We start from the raw sequence: 19,736 nt of genomic DNA, 5'->3' as shown, positions 1-19,736 counted from the left end.
TTCCTGCCCGACGTCCAGCATGACAAGACCAAAACAACGGCAAAAACCGGCTGGCCATGTTACAAAACGTAACGGCTCAGATCAGAGGACTTGGTCAATTCACCAAGATTGTCGCTGACGAACTGTGCATCAACGGTGATCTCCGAACCGGCTTTGTCCGGTGCAGCGAAGGACAGTTCTTCGAAAACCCGCTCCATGACGGTATAGAGCCGCCGCGCGCCGATGTTTTCGATGCTCTGGTTCACGTCAGCCGCAATCTTCGCCAATGCCGCGATGCCGTCCTCGGTAAAGCTGACGGTCACGTCTTCGGTGCCCATCAACGCCGTGTATTGCAAGGTCAGGGCATTGTCGGTTTCGGTCAGGATGCGCACGAAGTCTTCTTCGGTCAGGGCGCGCAGTTCGACGCGGATCGGCAGGCGCCCTTGCAATTCCGGCAACAGATCCGACGGTTTGGCGATATGAAACGCACCTGAGGCGATGAACAGGATATGGTCCGTTTTGACCGGACCGTGCTTGGTGCTGACTGTGGTTCCCTCGATCAAGGGCAGAAGGTCGCGTTGCACCCCTTCCCGGCTGACATCGCCGCCGCGTGCGTCGGAACGGGCGCAGACCTTGTCGATCTCATCCAGAAATACGATGCCGTTCTGTTCGACGGAGTCCAGCGCGGTGCGGGTGACGGTTTCGTCATCCAGCAGCTTGTCGGCCTCTTCCCCGATCAGCGCATCATAGCTTTCGGCGACGGTCATGCGTTTCTTGACGGTCCGTCCGCCAAAGGCCTTGCCGAAGATGTCGCCCAGATTCATCATGCCCATCTGACCGCCCGGCTGCCCCGGAATGTCGAACATCGGCATCGGGTTCGAGGTGTCGGACAGTTCCAGCTCAATCACCGTGTCGTCCAGTTCGCCGGCTTTCAGCTTTTTGCGGAACATCTCGCGCGTGCCTTCGCGCGCATCCGCGCCTGCAATGGCTTCGATCACCCGATCTTCGGCGGCCTGATGCGCTTTGGCCTTGACGTCTTCGCGCATGAACTCGCGGGTTTGCAGGATGGCCGCATCTGCCAGATCGCGCACGATCTGTTCCACATCACGACCAACATATCCGACCTCGGTGAACTTGGTGGCCTCGACCTTGATAAACGGTGCGCGGGCCAGTTTGGCCAGACGGCGACTGATTTCGGTCTTGCCAACGCCGGTGGGGCCGATCATCAGGATGTTCTTGGGATAGACTTCTTCCCGGATGTCGTCCGGCAATTGCTTGCGGCGCCAGCGATTGCGCAGGGCGACGGCCACGGCGCGCTTGGCGTCCTTCTGCCCGATGATGAAGCGATCCAGTTCCGAGACAATCTCGCGCGGGGTCAGGTCGGTCAAAGGGCAGTCCTTTCGGTCGGCATTTGTGTCATGCGGCTTAGGTAATCACCGCGCGGGCGAAAACAACCAAGCCTGTATTCATGGCCGCGTTGGTTAGCAATGCCGGCTCAGGTTTGCAAATGCTTTGCTTGGGGAATGCGCGAACCCTCTGCTACAGTGATTTCAAGGGTTTGAGGGTCAGGAGCGTAAGACATGACAAATATTGCCAAGATTACCCTTCTGTTTGTGGTGTTTGTGGATCTGATCGGACAGGGGCTGGTCTTTCCCATCATCAACTCGCTGATCATGGAAACGAAATCCGGGTTTCTGCCCGAAAACACGCCCCAGGGGCGCAGGCATTTCTATTACGGCCTCGTGATCGGGTGCTTTTTCCTGTCCTGGTTTCTGGGCGTTGTCTATGTTTCGAAAGTATCGGATTCGATCGGGCGCAAGAACGCTTTGCTGGTGTGCCTGGGCGGTGCTCTGGCCGGGTATGCCCTGACCATTGCCGCGCTTTATCTCAACAGCCTCCTTCTGCTGATTGTCGGGCGTTCGATCACCGGATTTACTGCGGGCAACCAACCCATTGCGCAAGCGGCGATGATCGACGGCAGCACCGACGCGACAGACCGGGACCGGAACATGGGCTATATCGTGACGGGCGTCAGCTTTGGCCTTGTGGGCGGGCCGATCATCGGCGCGGTCTTGTCTGACGCCGCCCTGCTGGGCGGCTTCGCCACGCTGAGAACGCCTTTTTACGGTGCATTTGTCCTTGTCCTGATTGCAATCTTTCTGGTCCTGTTTTTCTTCCAGGATACCCGAACGGATCGCGCGCCTTTTGTCTTCCGTCCCCGTGACATAACAGACAGCCTGATGGCGGTGCGCGGTCATCCGATGGTGTTGAAGATCCTGCCGGTCTATTCGTTCTTCATGATCGCCAATGTCACCTTCTACGTCTTTGTCGACAATTTCCTGACCAGCGCCTTCGGATACGGAGTTATCGGTGGCAGCATGGCGATGGTCGTCATCGGTGTGGCGCTGGCCTTCTCCAGCACGTTCCTGGTGAAACCCGCGCAAGAGAAATTCAGCAAACATGCGATAATCCACACGTCACTCATCGTCATGGTGATCTGCGGTTTCGCGTTCGCCTTCAGCCCAAGCGGTGTGTTCAGTTATGTACCGGTCTTTTTCTTCTATTTCCTGTTCGGAATCGCCTACCCCACCATGCTTGGGCTGTTCTCTTCCAGCGTCAGCGAAGCGGATCAGGGCTGGGTCATGGGTGTGACCACTGCCGTGTTCTGCCTTGCCGGCGGGATCATGTCGCTGATCGGGGGCGGATTGATGAGCATCGATATCCGTGTGCCCTACTATGTCGTCATCATCGCAGCGATCATTGGCCTGATCGGCATGCATCGCCGCTGGAAAGGCAAGGAGATCTCGGCGCTGTTAGCCTGAGATCGTCTCAACCGTCAGATTACCATTGGTATAGACACAGATATCGGCCGCGATGGCCATTGCCTGACGCGCGACCTCTTCCGCCGACTTGTCACTGTCCATCATCGCGCGGGCAGCGGCCAGGGCAAAATTGCCCCCGGACCCGATGGCAGCCACGTTGTGTTCAGGTTCCAGCACGTCACCCGCCCCGGTGATCACGAACATGTCCTTGCCGTCCGTGACGATCAGCATCGCTTCGAGCTTTTGCAGGTATTTGTCGGTACGCCAGTCTTTGGCCAATTCCACAGAAGCACGGGCAAGTTGGCCCGGTGTCGCCTCGAGCTTGGCCTCCAGCCGTTCCAGCAAGGTGAAGGCGTCTGCCGTCGACCCGGCAAAGCCGGCGACAACTTCGGACCCTCCGGGGGACAGGCGACGCACCTTGCGGGCCGTGCCCTTGATCACGGTTTGACCCAGGCTGACCTGCCCATCACCGGCTATGACGATCTGCCCGTCCTTCTTGACGCCAATGATCGTCGTGCCGTGCCAACCGGGAAAGTCGTTGTCTGCCATGATCGTCTCCGTTTTCGCTGGCGGTATATATGGGCTGGGTCGCAGGTTGGCGCAACCCGTTCTTCAATTGCCTAAAAGATATGCAAAAAACGCATTCCGGGGTTACCAGACCAGCAATTGTGAGTCCGGGCATGCAGGACTACATGGGGCTTACAACCGACAACGGGTCGGCTGTTTCTTCACAAAGGACCGCGCACATGGCAACCACAGCTAACATTCATGCGCCGCTCGGAGCAGCTACCATCCTGCACGTAGTGGACGCGTTCACCAATGTCGTCAACACCGTTGTCGAATGGAAAGAATCCCGCAAAACCCGCAAACTCCTGTCGGAACTCAGCGACGCCCAGCTTGACGATATCGGCCTGAGCCGCGCAGACATCGCCGATCTCTGATGTTCCCGCAGATCAGCAACTCGAGACAGCCGCACGGATTTCCGAGCGGCTTTTTCTTTGTTCAGCCCTGAACGAATTTTCCAGAAAGATCAGGCAGAAACGCCTCGATCGCCGCAGTTGCAACCACGTGCCGCGTTCCCGCTTCTTCGTCGACAACGTCAAGCCCACCTTTGACTGCGCGAACCTCGGCCCTGCCCCGCGGCAGATCCGAGGCAACCAGATCGCAATCCACCTGTTCAGGATCCTGCACCCCGATCGTGACGCTGACGCGCATTTCGGAATGGTCGATCCCCAGCTTTGAAAACAACGTGATGGATGAATGGTGCAAAGCATCCTGCACCGCGCGGCGGGCTGCCTTGGTATAGTCTTGGCCGTACAGATCGTTACCTGTTCCCATCTCGAGTATGATGCGTTTTTCACTCATTGGGCGGGCTCCATGTCGAAGGAAACGATCAGGGCGGCGTTGGCGATGACCGTGTGCCCGTCACTGTGGGGCTTTGCGATGTCCAGCCCGCCTTTGGTGACAGTGATGTTGGGATGACCATAAGGAAAGACAGCTTTCAACGCTTCGGTGTCCACCTGATCCGGCTGCTGAACCCCTATTTGGGCATCAATGATCATCGCCTCTTTCGGAAACCCGAACAGTTCCGCCATGTTGACCGAGTTGTGCCAAAGCGCATCCTTGATCGCCCGCAGTGACGCCTGGGTATAATCCATCCGGCGCAGGGATGTGCCCATCCCGAATTCCACAAGGACCCGCGTTTTTGCCATTGGTGTCTCCGATGTCTTCAATAGAAAAGGCGCCCCGATCTGAGGCGCCTTCGAGATAATCTGTTAGGACCAGATCAGATGGATTCGTCGATCCAGCTTTGCAGGGCGGCTTTGGGCGCCGCGCCCGCGCGGTTGGAAACGACCTGACCGTCCTTGAAGATGAACAGCGCGGGGATGCCACGTACACCCATGGCGGCGGCAGAGTTCGGGTTGCTGTCCACATCGACCTTGGCGATTTTGACCTTGTCGCCATACTCGGCCGCCAGCTCTTCCAGCGCAGGGCCGATTTGCTTGCAGGGGCCGCACCATTCGGCCCAGAAATCCACGACCACGGGAACGGTCGAATTCTTGACTTCGGCGTCAAAGGTGTCGTCGGTAACGGCTACGGTCGACATATTCTGTCTCCTGAATGGGGTAAGCTTGGGAACAGAACGTATGTGCCGCTTCGGGTAAGGTCAAGATATCCGGGTGCGGGCCAAAGCATCTGTCACAAGATCGTGTGGCAACCACATCAGCCGCGCCGTGCGGGTCCACAGAATGGCGGTACGAATGCTGCGATCCGGATAGATCTGCGCCAGTGCCTGCGCGTATGCCCCCATCTGTCGCAGCAGGCCTTCGGGGCAGTCTTCCGCGCGCTCCGGAACGGTGGCATTTGATTTGAAATCAATCACATGCACTTCCGATTCCGACAGGATCAGACGATCGACAACCCCATGCATCCGCTGCCCGTTCAAAGCGGCAGTAATGGGCACCTCGGCCAACGTGTCAGGTGCAAAGACGGGCTGCAAACCTTCCGCTGTCAGCACAGTTACGGCTTCGTTCAAAATCTCTTGCCGGTCCGTTTCGTGCATATCGGGCAGCAGCCGCGCGCAAAGCTCTGGCCAAAGGTCTTTCTCGGCCGCGGGAAGGTGTTCCAGCAACAGGTGCAGGCGGGTTCCGCGCAGTTTGGCCGCATCTTCATCCAGGCCGGCATCGCCGGGCAACGCCTTAGGACCACCCAGATCCGAAGGGCTGAGCGTGCCGGCAGGCGCAACCGGATCCGGTGCCGGATGTTGGAACATATCCGGCAGTTCGACCTGCTGAACGACAGTGTTCGGTTGATCGATCAAGGGCAGCGCGTCCCAATCCCCGTGGGACAGGCGGCGGATATCGGTACCCGGCACCTGCGAGGCCCCGGCCCGATCCATCGCCGCCTCGACCATCTGATACCAGCTGTTGCCGTCTTTCCCCAAATCACCTGCCGCCGCCACGATCAACCACTTTTCCGCCCGTGTCAGAGCCACATACAGCAACCGAAGCCGTTCGTTTTCCTCGCGGTTGCGCGCCTCTTCCCGCGCCTGCGAGATCAGGTTTGGTGACGCGTCCGCCGACACTTTCCACAAGGGTGTTCCGCCGGCCAACATGATCTCGGCGTCACGCGGGGGCTGGCGTTTGCCGGTATCCGGCAGGATGACGATCGGCGCCTCCAACCCTTTTGAGCCATGAACGGTCATCACCCGGATCCTGTTGCCGACGCCGCTCATCTGTCGTTTGATTTCCAGATCGTCCGTCTGCATCCAGACCAGAAATCCCGTCAGGCTGGGGATATCCGTTCGCTCATAGGCCAGAGCCTGAGACAACAGCGCGTTGATGCCGTCTTCGGCTTCTGCCCCCAACCGCCCCAACAGCTTGCGCCGTCCGTCATGGCGGGTCAGGATACGTTCGATCAGATCATAGGGACGCAGAAAGTCGATCTGGCTGCGCAGATCATTCAGCACGGACAGTGTTTCCGGAAACTCTTCCGCGCGGTTGCGCAGTGCGGCCCAAAGGAACTGTTCCTTCCGACGGTGCGCCAGATCGAAAAGCTGCTGTTCGGACCAACCGAACAAGGGGGATTTGAGAACCGTCGCCAGAGACAGGCTGTCTTCGGGCGTGGCCAGAAAGCTGAGCAATGCCGCAAGATCCTTGACCGCCAGTTCAGCGCCCACTTTCAGCCGATCCGCTCCGGCGATGGGCAGGTGCAGCGCCTTGCAGGCACGGATGATCTCGGCAAACAGGTCCGAGCGGCGTTGCACAAGGATCAGAAAATCCCCCGGCTGCACTTTTCGACGAACGAATTGGCCGGATTTGTCATCTTCCGGGATCGTCTCGCCCCGTTCGATCATGTCTTTGATCGACTGTGCGACTTTCTCGGCCAGAATGACGGTGTGATGCCGTGCGCCGGGACGATCGACCGGGTCGGTCCAATCCCCGTCTTCGGCATCTGCCACTTTTTCGACGACGGGCCAAAGGTCAACACGACCCGGCAGATCGGCCTTGAAAGCACGGTGCTGACTGTCCTTGTGAAACCCCGCACCAGAGCGGTTTTCAAACAGGATATCGACCAGAGTCAGGATCGCGCTGGAGGATCGGAACGAGTATTCCAACGTCGAATCCCACAGTTTAGAGTCTGATTGAGCCAATTTTCGGCCAAACTCTTCCTGCATTCTGTCAAAGGCCTGTGGATCGGCGCCCTGAAAGGAATAGATCGATTGTTTCTTGTCGCCGACGACGAAGATCGTGCGCTCGACCCCGGATCGGGCCCCTTCCCCGCTGGTGAATTCCTGTGCCAGTTTTTCGATCACGTCCCATTGATCGGGGCTGGTGTCTTGCGCTTCGTCCACAAGAATATGATCGATGCCACCGTCCAGTCGGTACAGCACCCATTCGGCCACTGCCGGATCGTTCAACACCTGTCGCGCGCGCAGGATCAGGTCGTCGAAATCCAGCCAGCCGCGCAACTGCTTGCGCCGTTCATATTCCGGCAGGAAGGCTGCGGCAAAGCGGTGCAGAACCGCGGTTTTCTGCGCCGCGACCAGCGCCAGGCGTTGTTCACGCGCGGTTTCGATCCGCTGCATGAAGGCCTCGATCTGCGGCATCCGGTCGGCCAGCACACCTTCGCGCAGGGGTTTGGTCGGAAAAGCGTTGAGTTTGGCCGTGAAGGGTTCCTTTGCGCCCTTCCCGGTCAGAAACACGCTTTCCAACATGGGTAGATGTATCAATCTGGCTTCGTTGAAAGCGGCCAGTTTTGCGGCGGCCTTGGCATTGTTGCCTCCGCTTTCGGTCAAAGCGGGCAATATGGATTGGATGAGTTCGACTTCGCCGCCAAGAAAAACCCGCGCAAGCAGCGCTGTTTCGTCAAAGCCGGCGGGCAGATCGAAGCGTTGCAGCAGATCGGACCATTCGAGCAGCTGCGCAAAAAGACTGCGTTTTTGCGTGATCGCAGCGGTCAGTTTGTCAAACCCCGTGTCCGTGACGAACCGGGCCACATCTTCAATCAACCCGGCCTGCGGGCCTGCGGCGAAATCTTCGACAATTTCCTCTCGCAACAAGGCTGCTGCGCGGTCTTCCATTTCGGTGAACTGCGGGCTAACGCCCGCCTCCAGCGGAAAGCGTCGCAACAATGACGCGCAGAACGAGTGGATGGTCTGGATTTTCAGACCACCCGGCGTTTCGATCGCGCGGGCAAACAGGGTGCGCGCTTGCGCCAACCGGTCCAAGCCGATTTCGCCGGGTACACCCAGGTCGGTCAGTTCCTGCAACAAGGGGATATCATCCAGCATGGCCCATTCGCCAAGGCGCTTGAACAACCTGTTCTGCATCTCGCTGGCGGCGGCCTTGGTGTAGGTCAGGCACAGAATATGCTGAGGCTGGACCCCGCCCAGCAGCAGACGCGCCACACGGTCGGTCAGAACCCGGGTTTTGCCGGACCCGGCATTGGCCGCCAGCCAGGTCGAGGCATCGGGGCGCGCGGCCTGTACCTGCCGTTCAGTTGCGTCGTTGCGCGGGCTCATGTCAGATCCTCGGGGTAGGTTTCCGCTGTCCGGTCCCATTCGCCGAACCGCGCCAGGTGATCATAATCACCCATATCCGTATCCTTGTGCAGCATACGACGGGACGAAAACCCCTGATCAGGCTCTAAATAAGCGGAAATCAACTCTTTCAGCTCGGCAAGAACCTTGTCGGTCGGTTCTTTGTCCAAAGGCGCCGCAACCTCCTTATAGCTGCCACCCATACCGATGAAGATGGCTTGGGCCACGCTTGTCGGGTCAAGGCCCTCAATCCCGCCCTGCTCGGCTATGGCCACCTCGATCAGCAACTGCTTGTCAAATTTGGATTGCTGGCTTTCCGTCGGTGGTGCGCCGGTTTTATAGTCGATTATGCGCAACGCGCCCCGGCTGTTGCAATCGATTCTGTCCGCGCGCCCGACAATGGTGAAATCCAGGGGGCGCAGCGCCAGTTTCATCGCTGCCTCAAATGCCACGGGGCCACCATCCTTCCGGCGCGCGAGCTCTGCCCCGAGGAAATCATCCGCGATCCGCTCAAGCCGGGCCAGCCACAGTTTGCGGGCCGTCGGCCAGGCGACGTGTTGATCCAACAGAGCATGCGCCCGTTTCAGGAAGTTGTCCCGCGTCAGCAAAGCGCTGTCGAGGACGCTGTCCTTGATGAAATGCTCGAGGATTTCGTGAATCACAATTCCTCTCAGCAAGGCATCGGGGGCCTGTACAAGCGGGTCTAGCGGTTTCAGCCGAAGCACATGTTTGGCGTATATCGCGTATGGATCGCGGATCAGCCTCTTTATCTCGGTCACAGACAGACGGCGCGGACGCGCGGCGGCCGGTGGGCGCGGAGAAGGACGCGGTGCGGGGTCGATCGGCGGCGCATCTTCCAGTGCCTCGGACCAGTTCAACCATTTTTCGCCCTGAGCGCGCATTTTGGTCAGAGCTTCGGGGCCACCCTGACCCGGCAAACCCTGCAACAGGTTGGTCAGCCGGTTCAGCCAGCGCGACGGAACCGTCTCGGCATCATCCGAGCGGGTCGCGCGGGTCAACCACACTTCGGGTGCGCCGATGGCCTGCTGGAAGTCATGCGCAGACAGGCCGATCCGGCGTTCGGGCAGCAACAAGCCGGCTTTGTCACGCATCTGCCGGTTCAACCAGGGATCGGGCGTTGGCGCCTCTGGCCAACTTCCTTCATTCAACCCGCCAAGGATCAGCAGGTCGGTGCCCTGCACCCGTGCCTCGAGCGTGCCCCAGATCATGATGTGCGGATGCGGCGCATCCCGGTCACGAACCTCTTCACCCGCAAGCAGAGAACCCAGCAGATCGGCAAAGTCATGGGCCGTCATCAGGCCGCCATGCTGCGCCTCTGCGCTGAGGGAATTAAGCACCTCCAGCGCCTTTTGGCCTGCGTTTTTGTCCCACAGAGTACCCGTTTCACCCGTGCTGCCGGCCGAGATCGCCTCGGCCAGTGTCATCAAACGCTCCACCCAGTCTGCGAGGTGCAGTTCACTGGTGACCTGCTGGTCGCAGAAATGCTGCACGACCCATTTCACCCAGCTTTCCTGGGCCTCTTTACGCACCGCAAAAGCCGCAAGGCTTGCACTGTCAGGAAAGGGCGGGCCGTGACGGCGCAGGTCAAGTTCCAGGTCACGCGTGTGCAACAAATGAATTCCGCGGTCACCGCCATCATGACATAGCGGGTGCTTCAAAAGGGTCAGCAGCGCCTCGCCTTCCAGACGGCGTGTGAACAGGTTGGCCACATGGCGCAGAAAACGTCCCGGCGGGGAAAGTTGCAGCGGCAGGCCCGCACTGTCGTCCGGCACGATGTTCCACCGATCCAGCGCGGCGCTGACCTGGCGGGTCAACATGCGATCCGGCGTGATCAGAGCGGCGGTCTGTCCTGTTTCCGCCGCTTGCCGCAGGCGCAGGGCGATGGCCAATGCCTCGGCGCGAGGCGATTGAGCCTCGACCAGTGTCAGGCCGTCGGTTGCGCCTTTAATATCGGACAGTCTGGGGCCTTCGGTCATCCAGGCGTCAGTGACGGGTGCCGGACGTAAAGCTAGGGATATCAAGCGGTTACGCGAGGGTGAGGGAGCCGATAAATCCGTCCATTGGGTGATCTGACCCGGTGTAAGTTCCAGCGCGCGCATCAACTTGCGGAAACGGTATTGTGGGTGATCTTCAGACGTCAACGCATCATCCAACCCCTGCCAAACGTGATCCGGCTGGTCGAAATCAAATCCGGGCAGCACCAATGCGCCTTGCGGCAGGCGCGCGATGGCTTCCATCAACATCAGGGTGGTGCCACGGGACCCGGTAGAGCCCGCCAGAATGACCGGGTGTTGCGGGGGGGCAATCTGCCATCGCGCGATCAGGTTTTCGACCACGCGGCGCTGGCGGGCCTGTGCATCCATCGTCTGCCCGTCGGTGTCGATGAATTGATCCGCGATGCCGATAAAGGCTTGTGCCCGCGACCAGTGTCCGGACATGTCGCTGACGTCCAGCTGCCGGATCGCCTCGGGGGATACGCCTTCGCCCTGCATTTCGTCAATCAGCGCGGCCAGACTGTCAGACAGGTCAAAGATCGATGACCGGGCGGCAAGGTCCGGCTGTTGTTCCAGCAGTTTGGATACAAGCTGAGTCAACTCAAGACGCCGCCGCAGAGGCGGGATAGCAGGCGGGATCCGCGCCAGATCAACCCTTTCACCCAAGTCCGTCACCAACGAGAGACGGGGCAGAAGGCAAGGTGGCCCCTGATTGAACAGATCGCGGACGCGCCGTTCCATGCGTCGTGTGTTCAGGATCAACTCTACCTGCGCCAAAGCTTCGGGTGGGCCCGAACAGCGCTGCCGCAGGCCATCGACCAATGCCTTGGGGAAATCCGTACCGGGAGGCACGGCAAATACACGGGGCAGGGTGCCGGATTCAAACATCTGCCAGCAAACCCTCGGCCAGCGCGATGCCTTCCAGACGACCTACGTCGCACCAGCGTCCCGGGTATTCGACCGCAAAAAGCCGACCCTTATCAAGCATCTGGTTCCAGAGCAGGTTAAGTGAAAACGCAGTTTGCGAGAACGAATGCAAACCCTGGGCCCTGAGGATCTGGGCCCCGCCGTAAACCAGACCAGGACCGCGCGTGATCCGTCCATCTTTTCCAGCGGTGAAATCACCCGATCCAATATGACCAACGGTTCGCGCAACTGGAACACACATCAACAGCGCATCCATACGACCCGGGTCCCAGGCTTGCTGCAACAGGGTCAAAGGGTTTGGCCCGGACCAGATCGCGTCCGTGTTCAACGTGAATACGGGGTCGGTGCCCAGCATCGGCAAAGCTGCCCGCAATCCGCCACCTGTTTCCAGGATTTCAGGGTCTTCCCGAGACAGCAGAACGCCTTTGGGACCGAGATGCGCCGCGAGTTGATCAGCGTGATAATGCAGGTTGGCAACGGTACGGACGGGATCAAGATCTTCGACAAGGTCCAGCGCATGATCAATCAGTGGTCGCCCCGCCACTTCGATCAATGGCTTGGGCCGATCTTTGGTCAACGCTCCCATACGGGTGCCGAACCCGGCTGCGAACAGCATTGCGGCAAATGGCGATCCGGTCATTGCGCTCTCAACTTGGCCAGGTTTTCCGGTGTGGGTCTGGGCAAAGCTTCGTGCAGCAGGGACGCCACCGAAACCAGGGCAGGGTGATCCAGATCGCGCATCAGATGTGCCCAGACGGCCGGGATCATGTCCACATAGTGAGGCTTGCCATATTCCGTCGCCAGACGTGCGAAGACGCCAAGGATACGCAGGTTTCTCTGGGCCCCAAAAACACTGTAGGCCGTGCGGAAATCATGGTCGTCCATACCTGACGCAGAGATGTAGTGGTTGATCATCTGCATTTCGATCCCGGCCGAGACATCTCGGCGTACATCCTGTAGCAGAGACACCAGATCGTAGGCCGGGTGCCCCAGCATGGCCAACTGAAAGTCCAGCAACCCGACGCGCTTCACGCCTTCGCGCTGCGGCAGCCACAACAGGTTTTCCGCGTGATAATCCCTGAGAACGACGACTTTCGAACCGGATGTTTCACGATGCAGGATGTCCGCGAACCGGTGCTCGAACCGGGACATGGCGTCTTCATCACATGTTCCCAGGATACCGGCCGCATACTTGGTGAAAGCCAATGCCGCCAGTTCCGTCATCAGGGACGGATCATAAGACTTCAAGGCAAGAGAAGGCGCCTGATGCAGGTGGAGCAGCACGTCGGTGGCGGCCCGGTACAATTCACGCTCTTTGCCCGGGTCTTTTTTCAGGACGCGTGCAAAAAGATCATCACCCAGATCTTCCAGCAACAGAAAACCGTACTGGGTATCTTCGGCATAGATTTCCGGCGCGCTCAGACCAACCGATCGGAGGTATTCGGCAACCCGCAAAAAGGGTTCAACATCGTCACTTTTTTCAGGTGGCGCGTCCATCAAAACCGCAGTGCGCCCGTTGGTTGGATCAATCAGCCGTTCGTATCGCCGGTTCGAGGCATCGCCTGCCAGTGGCGTACGTGTTGCTCCGGCCCAGGGTGTTTGCGCAATCAGGGCTTCGGCCAGGACCGTCCTGTTCGTCATGCGGTTCTCTCCAGTTTTTCCGCCCATTTCGGAGCAGTCCAAGACAGGGTCACACGGCGGAAATCGATATTGTTAGGGTCTGTTTCAAAGGTCAATGTCAACGCACCTTGAGGCGCCAACGGGCCCAGCTTGTCCGGCCATTCCACAAGGCAGATTGCCGTATCGAAAGCGTCCGTCAGGCCCAGTTCGTCAACTTCTTCGGCCGAGCTCAGACGATACAGGTCGCAATGCCATATTTCCCCTGATGGCGTGTCGTAAGCCTGGACCAAAGTGAATGTTGGCGAGGGCACATCTTCGGGTTCATCCATCAATGACTGAATGAGGTTGCGCGCGAAATGCGTCTTGCCGCTGCCGATCGGGCCCTCCAGCAGAACGACATCGCCCGGGCGCAGAGATGTTCCCAATTGCCGTGCGAAAACTGCGGTTTCTTCGGGCGATTTGAAAGTCAGAGATCGGGCGGTCTGTGTCATGCCGCCACAATGGCCTTGCGCCTGACCGGCTGCAACCCGGTTCAGGCGCTGATCTGTTCCATCGCGGTGGATTTCGAGGGAAACTCGGATTGCGTAAACCGCACGATTGTCGCGCCGTTATGAACCGGTGTGACGGTGCAATCCACGGTTATGCCGGTTCTCATCTGGATTTCAGCTGTCCATTCGGCGCGGTTTTCCCGCATTTCGACAAAATCCCGCACCTCACCCAAAACCGGTGTCGCAATACAGAGGTCTTGCCAGCGTCGCGTGACGTCGGTGACCGTTTCGCTTTGGAACCCGACCTCGTGCGCGTCTCCCCACAGCTTTTGATACGCATAGTTGGTGAAGGCCAGCGTACCGTCATCCGCAAAGACGGCAATCGCGTCCGCCAGTTTGTCCAGGATGGACTGCATCAGATCCATTTCTGATCGAAAGCGCCGCGTCAGGGTGATTTCGGCGGTGATATCCTCGAATAGAAACGCCACTGCGCCGTCCGGGTGAGGGCGGCCGCTGACGGAATAGACCGATCCGGATGGCAGCGACCACGTCTCGTGATAGTTTCCATCTTCAGCCGCTTCGAGAAGGTCGTTCATCTGACGCCGCCAGCTGCGGTAATTCTTCGGCTCCGGCATCATGTGTTGATCCCGCAAGCGGTCGAAGAAACTGCTCAGGCTGGGGCGGCAACTGAGGAAATCGGGCGGCAACGTGGTCAGATCGATCAGGGCCGGGTTGAACAGGGCCAATTGCCGATTGCGGTCAAAAATGGCGAGACCAATGGACAATTGGGCAAAGGTCTTGGTCATGGTCTGCACGAATTTGCGCTGGGCGGTTTCCGCCTCGACAATCGCGTTGACGTCAACGGCGTAGCATAGATGACCGTTTTCGTGTTCGATCCGAGTCAAATCGAACCAAAGCTTGCGATCAGTATCTGCCACATCCACCGACACGCGGGTTTTTCCGGTAGGTCTTGTGGCATCCTCCGGGCTTTCAAAAAGCGGTGCAGTCAGATCGGCGTCCTGATCACGTGCCTTTTGAACAAGTGCGACATAGGCGGCATTGCACCATTGCACCCGATTGTCGTTATCCGCCAACCATACCGGGTAAGGGGCCAGATCCATTGCCAGACGGGTCGGTTCGCCTGGGGTAACCGATCCGGCCGAGGAGGTCCTGGCGCATTCGCAAAGTCGAACGCGGACGATACCGTCGATCCACTCACACACGACTTCTCGTTCAACCGTGCAGTCAATGGCCGATACCAGGATTTTGCCCTGATCGCGCACTTTGTCGGAAGTTTCGGGAAAGGTGGGGAAATCCCTTTGCAACAAGCGCCGCAGATCCAGCCAGTTTTCAACATGCTCAAACCCGGCCAGTGCGAAATCAGAATGGCTGATCAGTTGGTCGCCATCGAACAGGAATACGGCATCAAACAGCGAGGTGTTCGAAAACAGACCAAAAGCCTTGTCGCGCTGAGCCCGGCGTGGCAACAGCCACAGAACGGCGAAACAGCACGAAACAAGACTGATCGCGGCCAGAATAATCCAATCGGCCATCAAATCCCCCAAGCCTGAACGATACAAGGGCAAACTATGCGTGGGATTGGTTAATGGTCTCTTAATTCACACCTGGATGCGCGTGTTGGATCCCGACGGGACCGGGGTGTCACCTTTCTGCGCATCAATCAGTTTGCGTGGCCAGGTCACCTTGACGATTGCCCCGCGCCGTTCAGGATTGTCGGTCAGATGCTGGTAGGGGTCCGAACCATTGGCGAATTCCAGTTCGGCGCCGCTGCGTTCCAGCAGGGTTTTGGCGATGAACAATCCCAGGCCCATCCCTTCGTATTCCGGGCGTGCTCTCTGATCGGATTCTGCCCGTCTGCGGCGCATAAAGGGATCGCCGATGCGTCCGATCATGTGGGGCGGATATCCCCGCCCGTCATCCATGATGCTGACGGTGATCCTGCTGTCGGTCCATTCGGCCTCGACCCAGACATTTGCGCGGGCGAAATCCACGGCATTCTGAATCAGGTTGCGCAAACCGTGAATGATCTCGGGTTTGCGCAGGATCGAGGGCTGCTGAACATCCCCGTCCTGCGCGGGGCCTTCAGAGAAATGAACCTCTTTGCCGCGACCGACATGTGGTTCGGCCGCTTCGTTCACCACTGTCGAAAGCGGCGCCTGCCGCAGGTGCAGATCATCTTTGCCCGCCCGCCCCATGTCGCGCAGAATGTCACGGCAACGGTCTGCCTGCTCGCGGATCAAAGCGGCGTCTTCTTTCAGGTCCGGGCGGTCGTCCAGTTCTTCGATCAGTTCCGCGCTGGTCAGTTTTATCGTCGCCAGAGGCGTGCCCAGTTCATGCGCGGCAGCGGCGACAACGCCCCCCAGATCGGTCAGCTTCTGTTCGCGCGCCAGCGCCATATGCGTGGCGGCCAGCGCTTCGGACATGGATTGGACTTCGGAACTGACGCGGTGGGAATAGGCGCCGATGAAGACGATGGCGATTATGATCGCGGCCCAGTTTCCAAACAGAAGGATATCGGGGATATCCAGAACAAGCCCCAGACTTGTCCGCAACGGAAGGTGAAATTCCGCCAGCACAGTTGTCAGAACGATTGCGACGGCGCCGACAATCAGGGTCGATCGTGTGCTCATGACATTGGCTGAAATCGTGACCGGGCCCAGCAGAAGCAGCGCAAACGGATTGTTCAGCCCACCGGTCAAGTACAGCAGAATTGACAATTGCAGCAGGTCGAACAGAACCATCAGGAAGTTTTCAAACTCGGTCAGGCGCTTGTTTTGCGGAAACAGCAATATGGCAGTCAGGTTGCCCATGACCGAGATTCCGATGGCCAGGTAACACAGGCCCAGTTCCAGCTGCACGTCATAATATCGCTGGGCCACCGTGATTGCGGTGAGCTGGCCGATGATGGCCACCCATCGCAAAAGGATCAGGGTCCGAAGCCGAATCCAGCTGCTGCGTTCCTGGCCGCGCCAAAAAGTCTGATTGGATTCTGCCATCGGTCGCTTATGTCCTGTTGCATCGGCTGGTCATCTTGATAGGTGTCCCGGCCGGAACGATCAACAACCCCTTGAGACCGGATAATCGAAATGACCCGCCTTCTCGCAATTCTCGCAACTGTTGTTCTGGCTATCGGACTTGGGGCCATGTGGATTCTGACGCGGGGCGGCGGGTCCGATGACAAATTCGCGCAATGCCGGTCCAGCCAGATTGCTGGGGGTGCCGCCGCAATTGGTGGACCATTTGAACTGGTGAACGGCAAAGGCGAGACGGTTACGGACAAAGATGTGATTACCGAACCGACGCTGGTTTACTTCGGATACACGTTCTGCCCGGATGTTTGCCCGTTCGACATGTCCCGCAACGCCGACGCTGTCGATATTCTGGCCGAACGCGGGCTGTCGGTGACACCTTTGTTCATCTCGATTGACCCGGATCGCGATACGCCCGAAGTCATGGCCGACTATGCTTTCAATCTCGGGGGCAAGACGATCGCCCTGACCGGCTCGCCCGAACAGGTCAAGGCGGCCAGCAAGGCCTACAAGACCTATTACAAGGCGCATGACAAGGGCGATGAATTCTATCTGGTTGACCATTCCACCTTTACCTATCTGGTTACACCCGAAGATGGATTTCTGGAGTTCTTCAAGCGCGAAGACACGGCCGAACAGATGGCGGACAAGGTTGAATGCTTCCTGAAGCAGGCCGCGTCGTAACAAGGTTGTTTGACCTTTGTTCCCGCGCTGCTATTACTCATGTTCGAGCCAAAGGCATGAAATAGCGAAAGACCTAACATATGGCAGACACTTCTCAGCTTGACATCGGCCCTGACAAATCCCTGCTTTTGGTTGATGATGACGAGCCGTTTCTGAGACGTTTGGCCAAGGCCATGGAAAAGCGTGGCTTCGAGGTTGAGACCGCAGGATCCGTCGCGGCAGGGCGCGCGATATCCACCGCCCGACCCCCGGCTTATGCCGTCGTCGATCTGCGGCTGGAGGATGGCAACGGATTGGACGTTGTCGAGGTATTGCGGGAAAAACGCCCTGACAGCCGTGTCGTTGTTCTGACCGGATATGGTGCGATCGCGACCGCCGTCGCGGCTGTCAAGATCGGCGCGACCGACTATCTGTCAAAGCCAGCCGATGCCACCGACATCACGAACGCATTGCTGGCAAAGGGTGACGAGATGCCCCCGCCGCCGGAAAACCCCATGAGCGCGGACCGTGTGCGCTGGGAACATATCCAGCGCGTCTATGAGCTGTGTGACCGGAATGTTTCCGAAACCGCGCGACGGTTGAATATGCATCGGCGGACGTTGCAGCGGATACTGGCGAAACGCAGCCCGCGTTAGGTCTGCCGGCCGCTCGATGACGGTTTAGTGACTTGTAACCTTGGACTCTGTCGAGGACTGTTCGCCGCATCTGGAATCTTTTGTCAGAACAGGACCACTTTATGATCGGATATGTAACCGTTGGCGTTTCGGACATGGAGCGCGCCAAGGACTTCTATACCAAACTTTTCGCGGAAAAGGGCGCGAAAGTGGTTATAGACGCAGGCCGGATCGCGTTCATCGGCAACAAACCCGACGCGCCGATGCTGGCTGTGTGCGAGCCCTACGACGGTGATGTCTGTGCCGCCGGAAATGGTAACATGGTCGCCTTTACAGCCGACTCCAAGGATGAGGTAAAGGAACTTTATGACAAGGCAATCAGTCTGGGTGCAGTGGACGAAGGCGAACCTGGTCAACGCGTCCCCGACAGGTTCTATGGTGCCTATGTGCGTGACCCGGATGGCAACAAACTGTGCTTCTACGTCTTTGGCTGAAAAGGCGTGAACACAAACCCTGCCCAAGTTTCAGACAGGTCTGCGGGCAGCGGTGCTGACCGTGCCCATTCAGTGTCTTTAGGGTAAGCAGGAAATTTCTGCGCAGAGCTGCCGCGCCAGCTGACGATATCCGATTGCGTTGGGATGCAACCCGTCCGATGTCCAGTCGGCGGTGTTCTCGGCGAACCCGTCCGGCGGGGTCAGAAACGTGCAGTTCGCCATATCCTGACAGGCCTGTTGTGCAGCCGAATTGAAGGCCGTTCGAAACGCCTCTTGTTCCGCGGTCCAGTTTGCACCGGTGACGGGCAACACAGCACGCCAGATCAACCTGTCAGCAGGCATGAACAGGGCCTTCAACTGTGCGACATAGCCTGCAATCTTCTCTGGCGGTGTGGCGGTCAGAGCGTCATTGACCCCGATTCCCAGATACCATGTCGGAACATGGGCAATCAGTTCCGGTTTTGCCCGTGCGATCAGGCCCGGGGTGGTGTCGCGGCTGATCCCAAGATTCAGCGAGTTGGGCAGGATGTTGCTGGTCAACCACCCTTCGATAATGGAATCGCCGATGAAAGCGATCTGAATATCCGGTGAGGCGAGCGCCTGAGAAGTCGGCCGCTCGTGCAGCCAGACCATGAGCTTGTAGAGATCGGTTTCCGTGACCGGGACATGTGTGCCCGAGATTTTTCTGAGCGCCTTCGAGACATACCCGGTTTCGACCAACGCTGCCGCAAGACCAACAGTCAGCACGACATTGACGACAAGCAAAACTCGGGTTCCGGTCTTTGTTTTCATCTTTTTTCCACCAGTTCCCCCGTGCCACTCACCGCATTCGGAAAGCGCCTCTCAGACCTGTGCAATCAACTCTGCGTGCCGCGCCGTAAAGGCGTGCCGCACTTCGACCGGGGGGCGCAGCCTGATCAGTAAACCCGCCAAGATCCCCCTGTCCGGGTGGCCAAAGAATTTCGTGGCTTCGGCCTCGGAAAACCCGGCAATCTGTGTCGCCTCCATCCAGGCGCTGATCTTGTCGGCCTTCTTGATCTGGCGCTTCACCGTTTTTGGGACCTCAGCCGGTAGTCCAAACCGTATGTGGATTGCTGCCGCCAGCCGGTCGTCCAACGCGCCGTAGTCTGGGCCGACGGCGGATTTCACGGGCGAGATCATATCGCCGATCACATATTCGGGCGCGTCATGTAACAGGGCCGCCAAACGCCATTTCATGGGTGCTTTGGGGGCAATACGGCCAAAAATCTCTTCAACCAGCAGGGAATGTTCGGCCACGGAATAAGCGAAATCGCCGTTTGTCTGACCGTTCCAACGAGCGACAAAGGCAAGGCCGTGTGCGATGTCTTCAATCTCGATATCCACCGGTGTCGGGTCCAGCAGGTCCAGCCTGCGGCCCGACAGCATCCTTTGCCACGCTCTGGGTTGTGTTGCCATTCTGCCATGCCTTGTGAAGTTGGACACGTTCAATTCGCGTTTTTATGGTATGATGTACCTGTCT

The 19,736-nt window shown here is 58.5% G+C and carries 19 protein-coding genes; 5 read left to right on the top strand and 14 right to left on the bottom strand.

Annotated features, from left to right (window positions below; all coding sequences use genetic code 11):
* Positions 1–59: 59 nt before the first annotated feature.
* A complete protein-coding gene (hslU, locus tag GOW04_RS18100) occupies positions 60–1,367 on the bottom strand; it encodes an ATP-dependent protease ATPase subunit HslU (protein ID WP_171116680.1) in 1,308 nt (435 codons plus the stop codon).
* A gap of 192 nt (positions 1,368–1,559) precedes the next feature.
* On the opposite strand from hslU, the gene GOW04_RS18095 reads away from it, so the two are divergent.
* On the top strand, positions 1,560–2,801 hold the full coding sequence (locus GOW04_RS18095; protein WP_171233520.1) for an MFS transporter: 1,242 nt from the start codon (positions 1,560–1,562) through the stop codon (positions 2,799–2,801).
* Here GOW04_RS18095 and hslV read toward each other — a convergent pair.
* Entirely contained in the window at positions 2,793–3,350 is a 558-nt protein-coding gene (gene hslV / locus GOW04_RS18090) for an ATP-dependent protease subunit HslV (protein ID WP_152459628.1), read from the bottom strand. The genes GOW04_RS18095 and hslV overlap by 9 nt on opposite strands.
* A 197-nt stretch (positions 3,351–3,547) precedes the next feature.
* Here hslV and GOW04_RS18085 point away from each other — a divergent pair, with 197 nt between their 5' ends.
* A complete protein-coding gene (locus tag GOW04_RS18085) occupies positions 3,548–3,742 on the top strand; it encodes a DUF1127 domain-containing protein (protein WP_152459629.1) in 195 nt (64 codons plus the stop codon).
* 61 nt (positions 3,743–3,803) lie between these two features.
* On the opposite strand, the gene GOW04_RS18080 is transcribed toward GOW04_RS18085, so the two are convergent.
* The 10 genes from GOW04_RS18080 to regB all read right to left on the bottom strand — a co-directional run bounded on the left by GOW04_RS18080 (position 3,804) and on the right by regB (position 16,410).
* A complete protein-coding gene (locus GOW04_RS18080) occupies positions 3,804–4,166 on the bottom strand; it encodes a Lin0512 family protein (RefSeq protein WP_171233519.1) in 363 nt (120 codons plus the stop codon).
* Positions 4,163–4,513 (bottom strand): Lin0512 family protein, encoded by a 351-nt coding sequence (locus GOW04_RS18075; RefSeq protein ID WP_171233518.1) that lies wholly within the window; start codon positions 4,511–4,513, stop codon positions 4,163–4,165. Before GOW04_RS18075 ends, GOW04_RS18080 begins: the two co-directional genes overlap by 4 nt.
* 74 nt (positions 4,514–4,587) lie before the next feature.
* Entirely contained in the window at positions 4,588–4,908 is a 321-nt protein-coding gene (trxA, locus tag GOW04_RS18070) for a thioredoxin (protein ID WP_152459632.1), read from the bottom strand.
* Between the two features lie 60 nt (positions 4,909–4,968).
* Positions 4,969–8,325, bottom strand: coding sequence for a double-strand break repair helicase AddA (gene addA, locus GOW04_RS18065; RefSeq protein ID WP_171233517.1), 3,357 nt, complete (start codon positions 8,323–8,325; stop codon positions 4,969–4,971).
* Positions 8,322–11,246, bottom strand: a complete 2,925-nt coding sequence (gene addB, locus GOW04_RS18060) for a double-strand break repair protein AddB (RefSeq protein ID WP_171233516.1) — start codon at positions 11,244–11,246, stop codon at positions 8,322–8,324. The genes addA and addB overlap by 4 nt, the downstream gene beginning before the upstream one ends.
* Positions 11,239–11,925, bottom strand: a complete 687-nt coding sequence (locus GOW04_RS18055) for a nucleotidyltransferase family protein (RefSeq protein WP_171233515.1) — start codon at positions 11,923–11,925, stop codon at positions 11,239–11,241. Before GOW04_RS18055 ends, addB begins: the two co-directional genes overlap by 8 nt.
* Positions 11,922–12,926 (bottom strand): aminoglycoside phosphotransferase family protein, encoded by a 1,005-nt coding sequence (locus GOW04_RS18050; RefSeq protein WP_171233514.1) that lies wholly within the window; start codon positions 12,924–12,926, stop codon positions 11,922–11,924. Before GOW04_RS18050 ends, GOW04_RS18055 begins: the two co-directional genes overlap by 4 nt.
* A complete protein-coding gene (tsaE, locus tag GOW04_RS18045) occupies positions 12,923–13,396 on the bottom strand; it encodes a tRNA (adenosine(37)-N6)-threonylcarbamoyltransferase complex ATPase subunit type 1 TsaE (RefSeq protein WP_171233513.1) in 474 nt (157 codons plus the stop codon). The genes GOW04_RS18050 and tsaE overlap by 4 nt, the downstream gene beginning before the upstream one ends.
* 41 nt (positions 13,397–13,437) lie before the next feature.
* Positions 13,438–14,946: a PAS-domain containing protein gene (locus tag GOW04_RS18040; protein WP_171233512.1), complete on the bottom strand. Its 1,509-nt coding sequence runs from the start codon at positions 14,944–14,946 to the stop codon at positions 13,438–13,440.
* A gap of 66 nt (positions 14,947–15,012) precedes the next feature.
* The gene (gene regB / locus GOW04_RS18035) at positions 15,013–16,410 is read right to left on the bottom strand and encodes a sensor histidine kinase RegB (RefSeq protein WP_171116656.1); all 1,398 of its coding nucleotides are present in this window, start codon (positions 16,408–16,410) and stop codon (positions 15,013–15,015) included.
* A 90-nt stretch (positions 16,411–16,500) separates the two neighbouring features.
* On the opposite strand from regB, the gene GOW04_RS18030 reads away from it, so the two are divergent.
* The 3 genes from GOW04_RS18030 (at position 16,501) to GOW04_RS18020 (ending at position 18,235) form a co-directional block, all read left to right on the top strand.
* Positions 16,501–17,127 carry an SCO family protein gene (locus GOW04_RS18030; protein WP_152459640.1) on the top strand — a complete coding sequence of 209 codons (627 nt, stop codon included), beginning with the start codon at positions 16,501–16,503 and terminating at the stop codon, positions 17,125–17,127.
* A gap of 80 nt (positions 17,128–17,207) precedes the next feature.
* Entirely contained in the window at positions 17,208–17,762 is a 555-nt protein-coding gene (locus tag GOW04_RS18025; protein WP_152459641.1) for an ActR/PrrA/RegA family redox response regulator transcription factor, read from the top strand.
* A 101-nt stretch (positions 17,763–17,863) separates the two neighbouring features.
* Positions 17,864–18,235 (top strand): VOC family protein, encoded by a 372-nt coding sequence (locus GOW04_RS18020; RefSeq protein ID WP_171233511.1) that lies wholly within the window; start codon positions 17,864–17,866, stop codon positions 18,233–18,235.
* A gap of 78 nt (positions 18,236–18,313) precedes the next feature.
* Here the strand turns inward: GOW04_RS18020 and GOW04_RS18015 are convergent, their stop codons facing one another.
* Both GOW04_RS18015 and GOW04_RS18010 read right to left on the bottom strand, forming a co-directional pair.
* Positions 18,314–19,027: a GDSL-type esterase/lipase family protein gene (locus GOW04_RS18015; protein WP_171233510.1), complete on the bottom strand. Its 714-nt coding sequence runs from the start codon at positions 19,025–19,027 to the stop codon at positions 18,314–18,316.
* A 51-nt stretch (positions 19,028–19,078) separates the two neighbouring features.
* Entirely contained in the window at positions 19,079–19,672 is a 594-nt protein-coding gene (locus GOW04_RS18010) for an HD domain-containing protein (RefSeq protein WP_171233509.1), read from the bottom strand.
* Positions 19,673–19,736: the final 64 nt, after the last annotated feature.

The organism is Ruegeria sp. HKCCA4812, from assembly GCF_013034245.1.
In the GTDB taxonomy this organism is placed as follows: domain Bacteria; phylum Pseudomonadota; class Alphaproteobacteria; order Rhodobacterales; family Rhodobacteraceae; genus Ruegeria.
The sequence above is the reverse complement of the archived record's forward strand: the minus strand, read 5'-3'. Positions and strand labels throughout refer to the sequence as shown.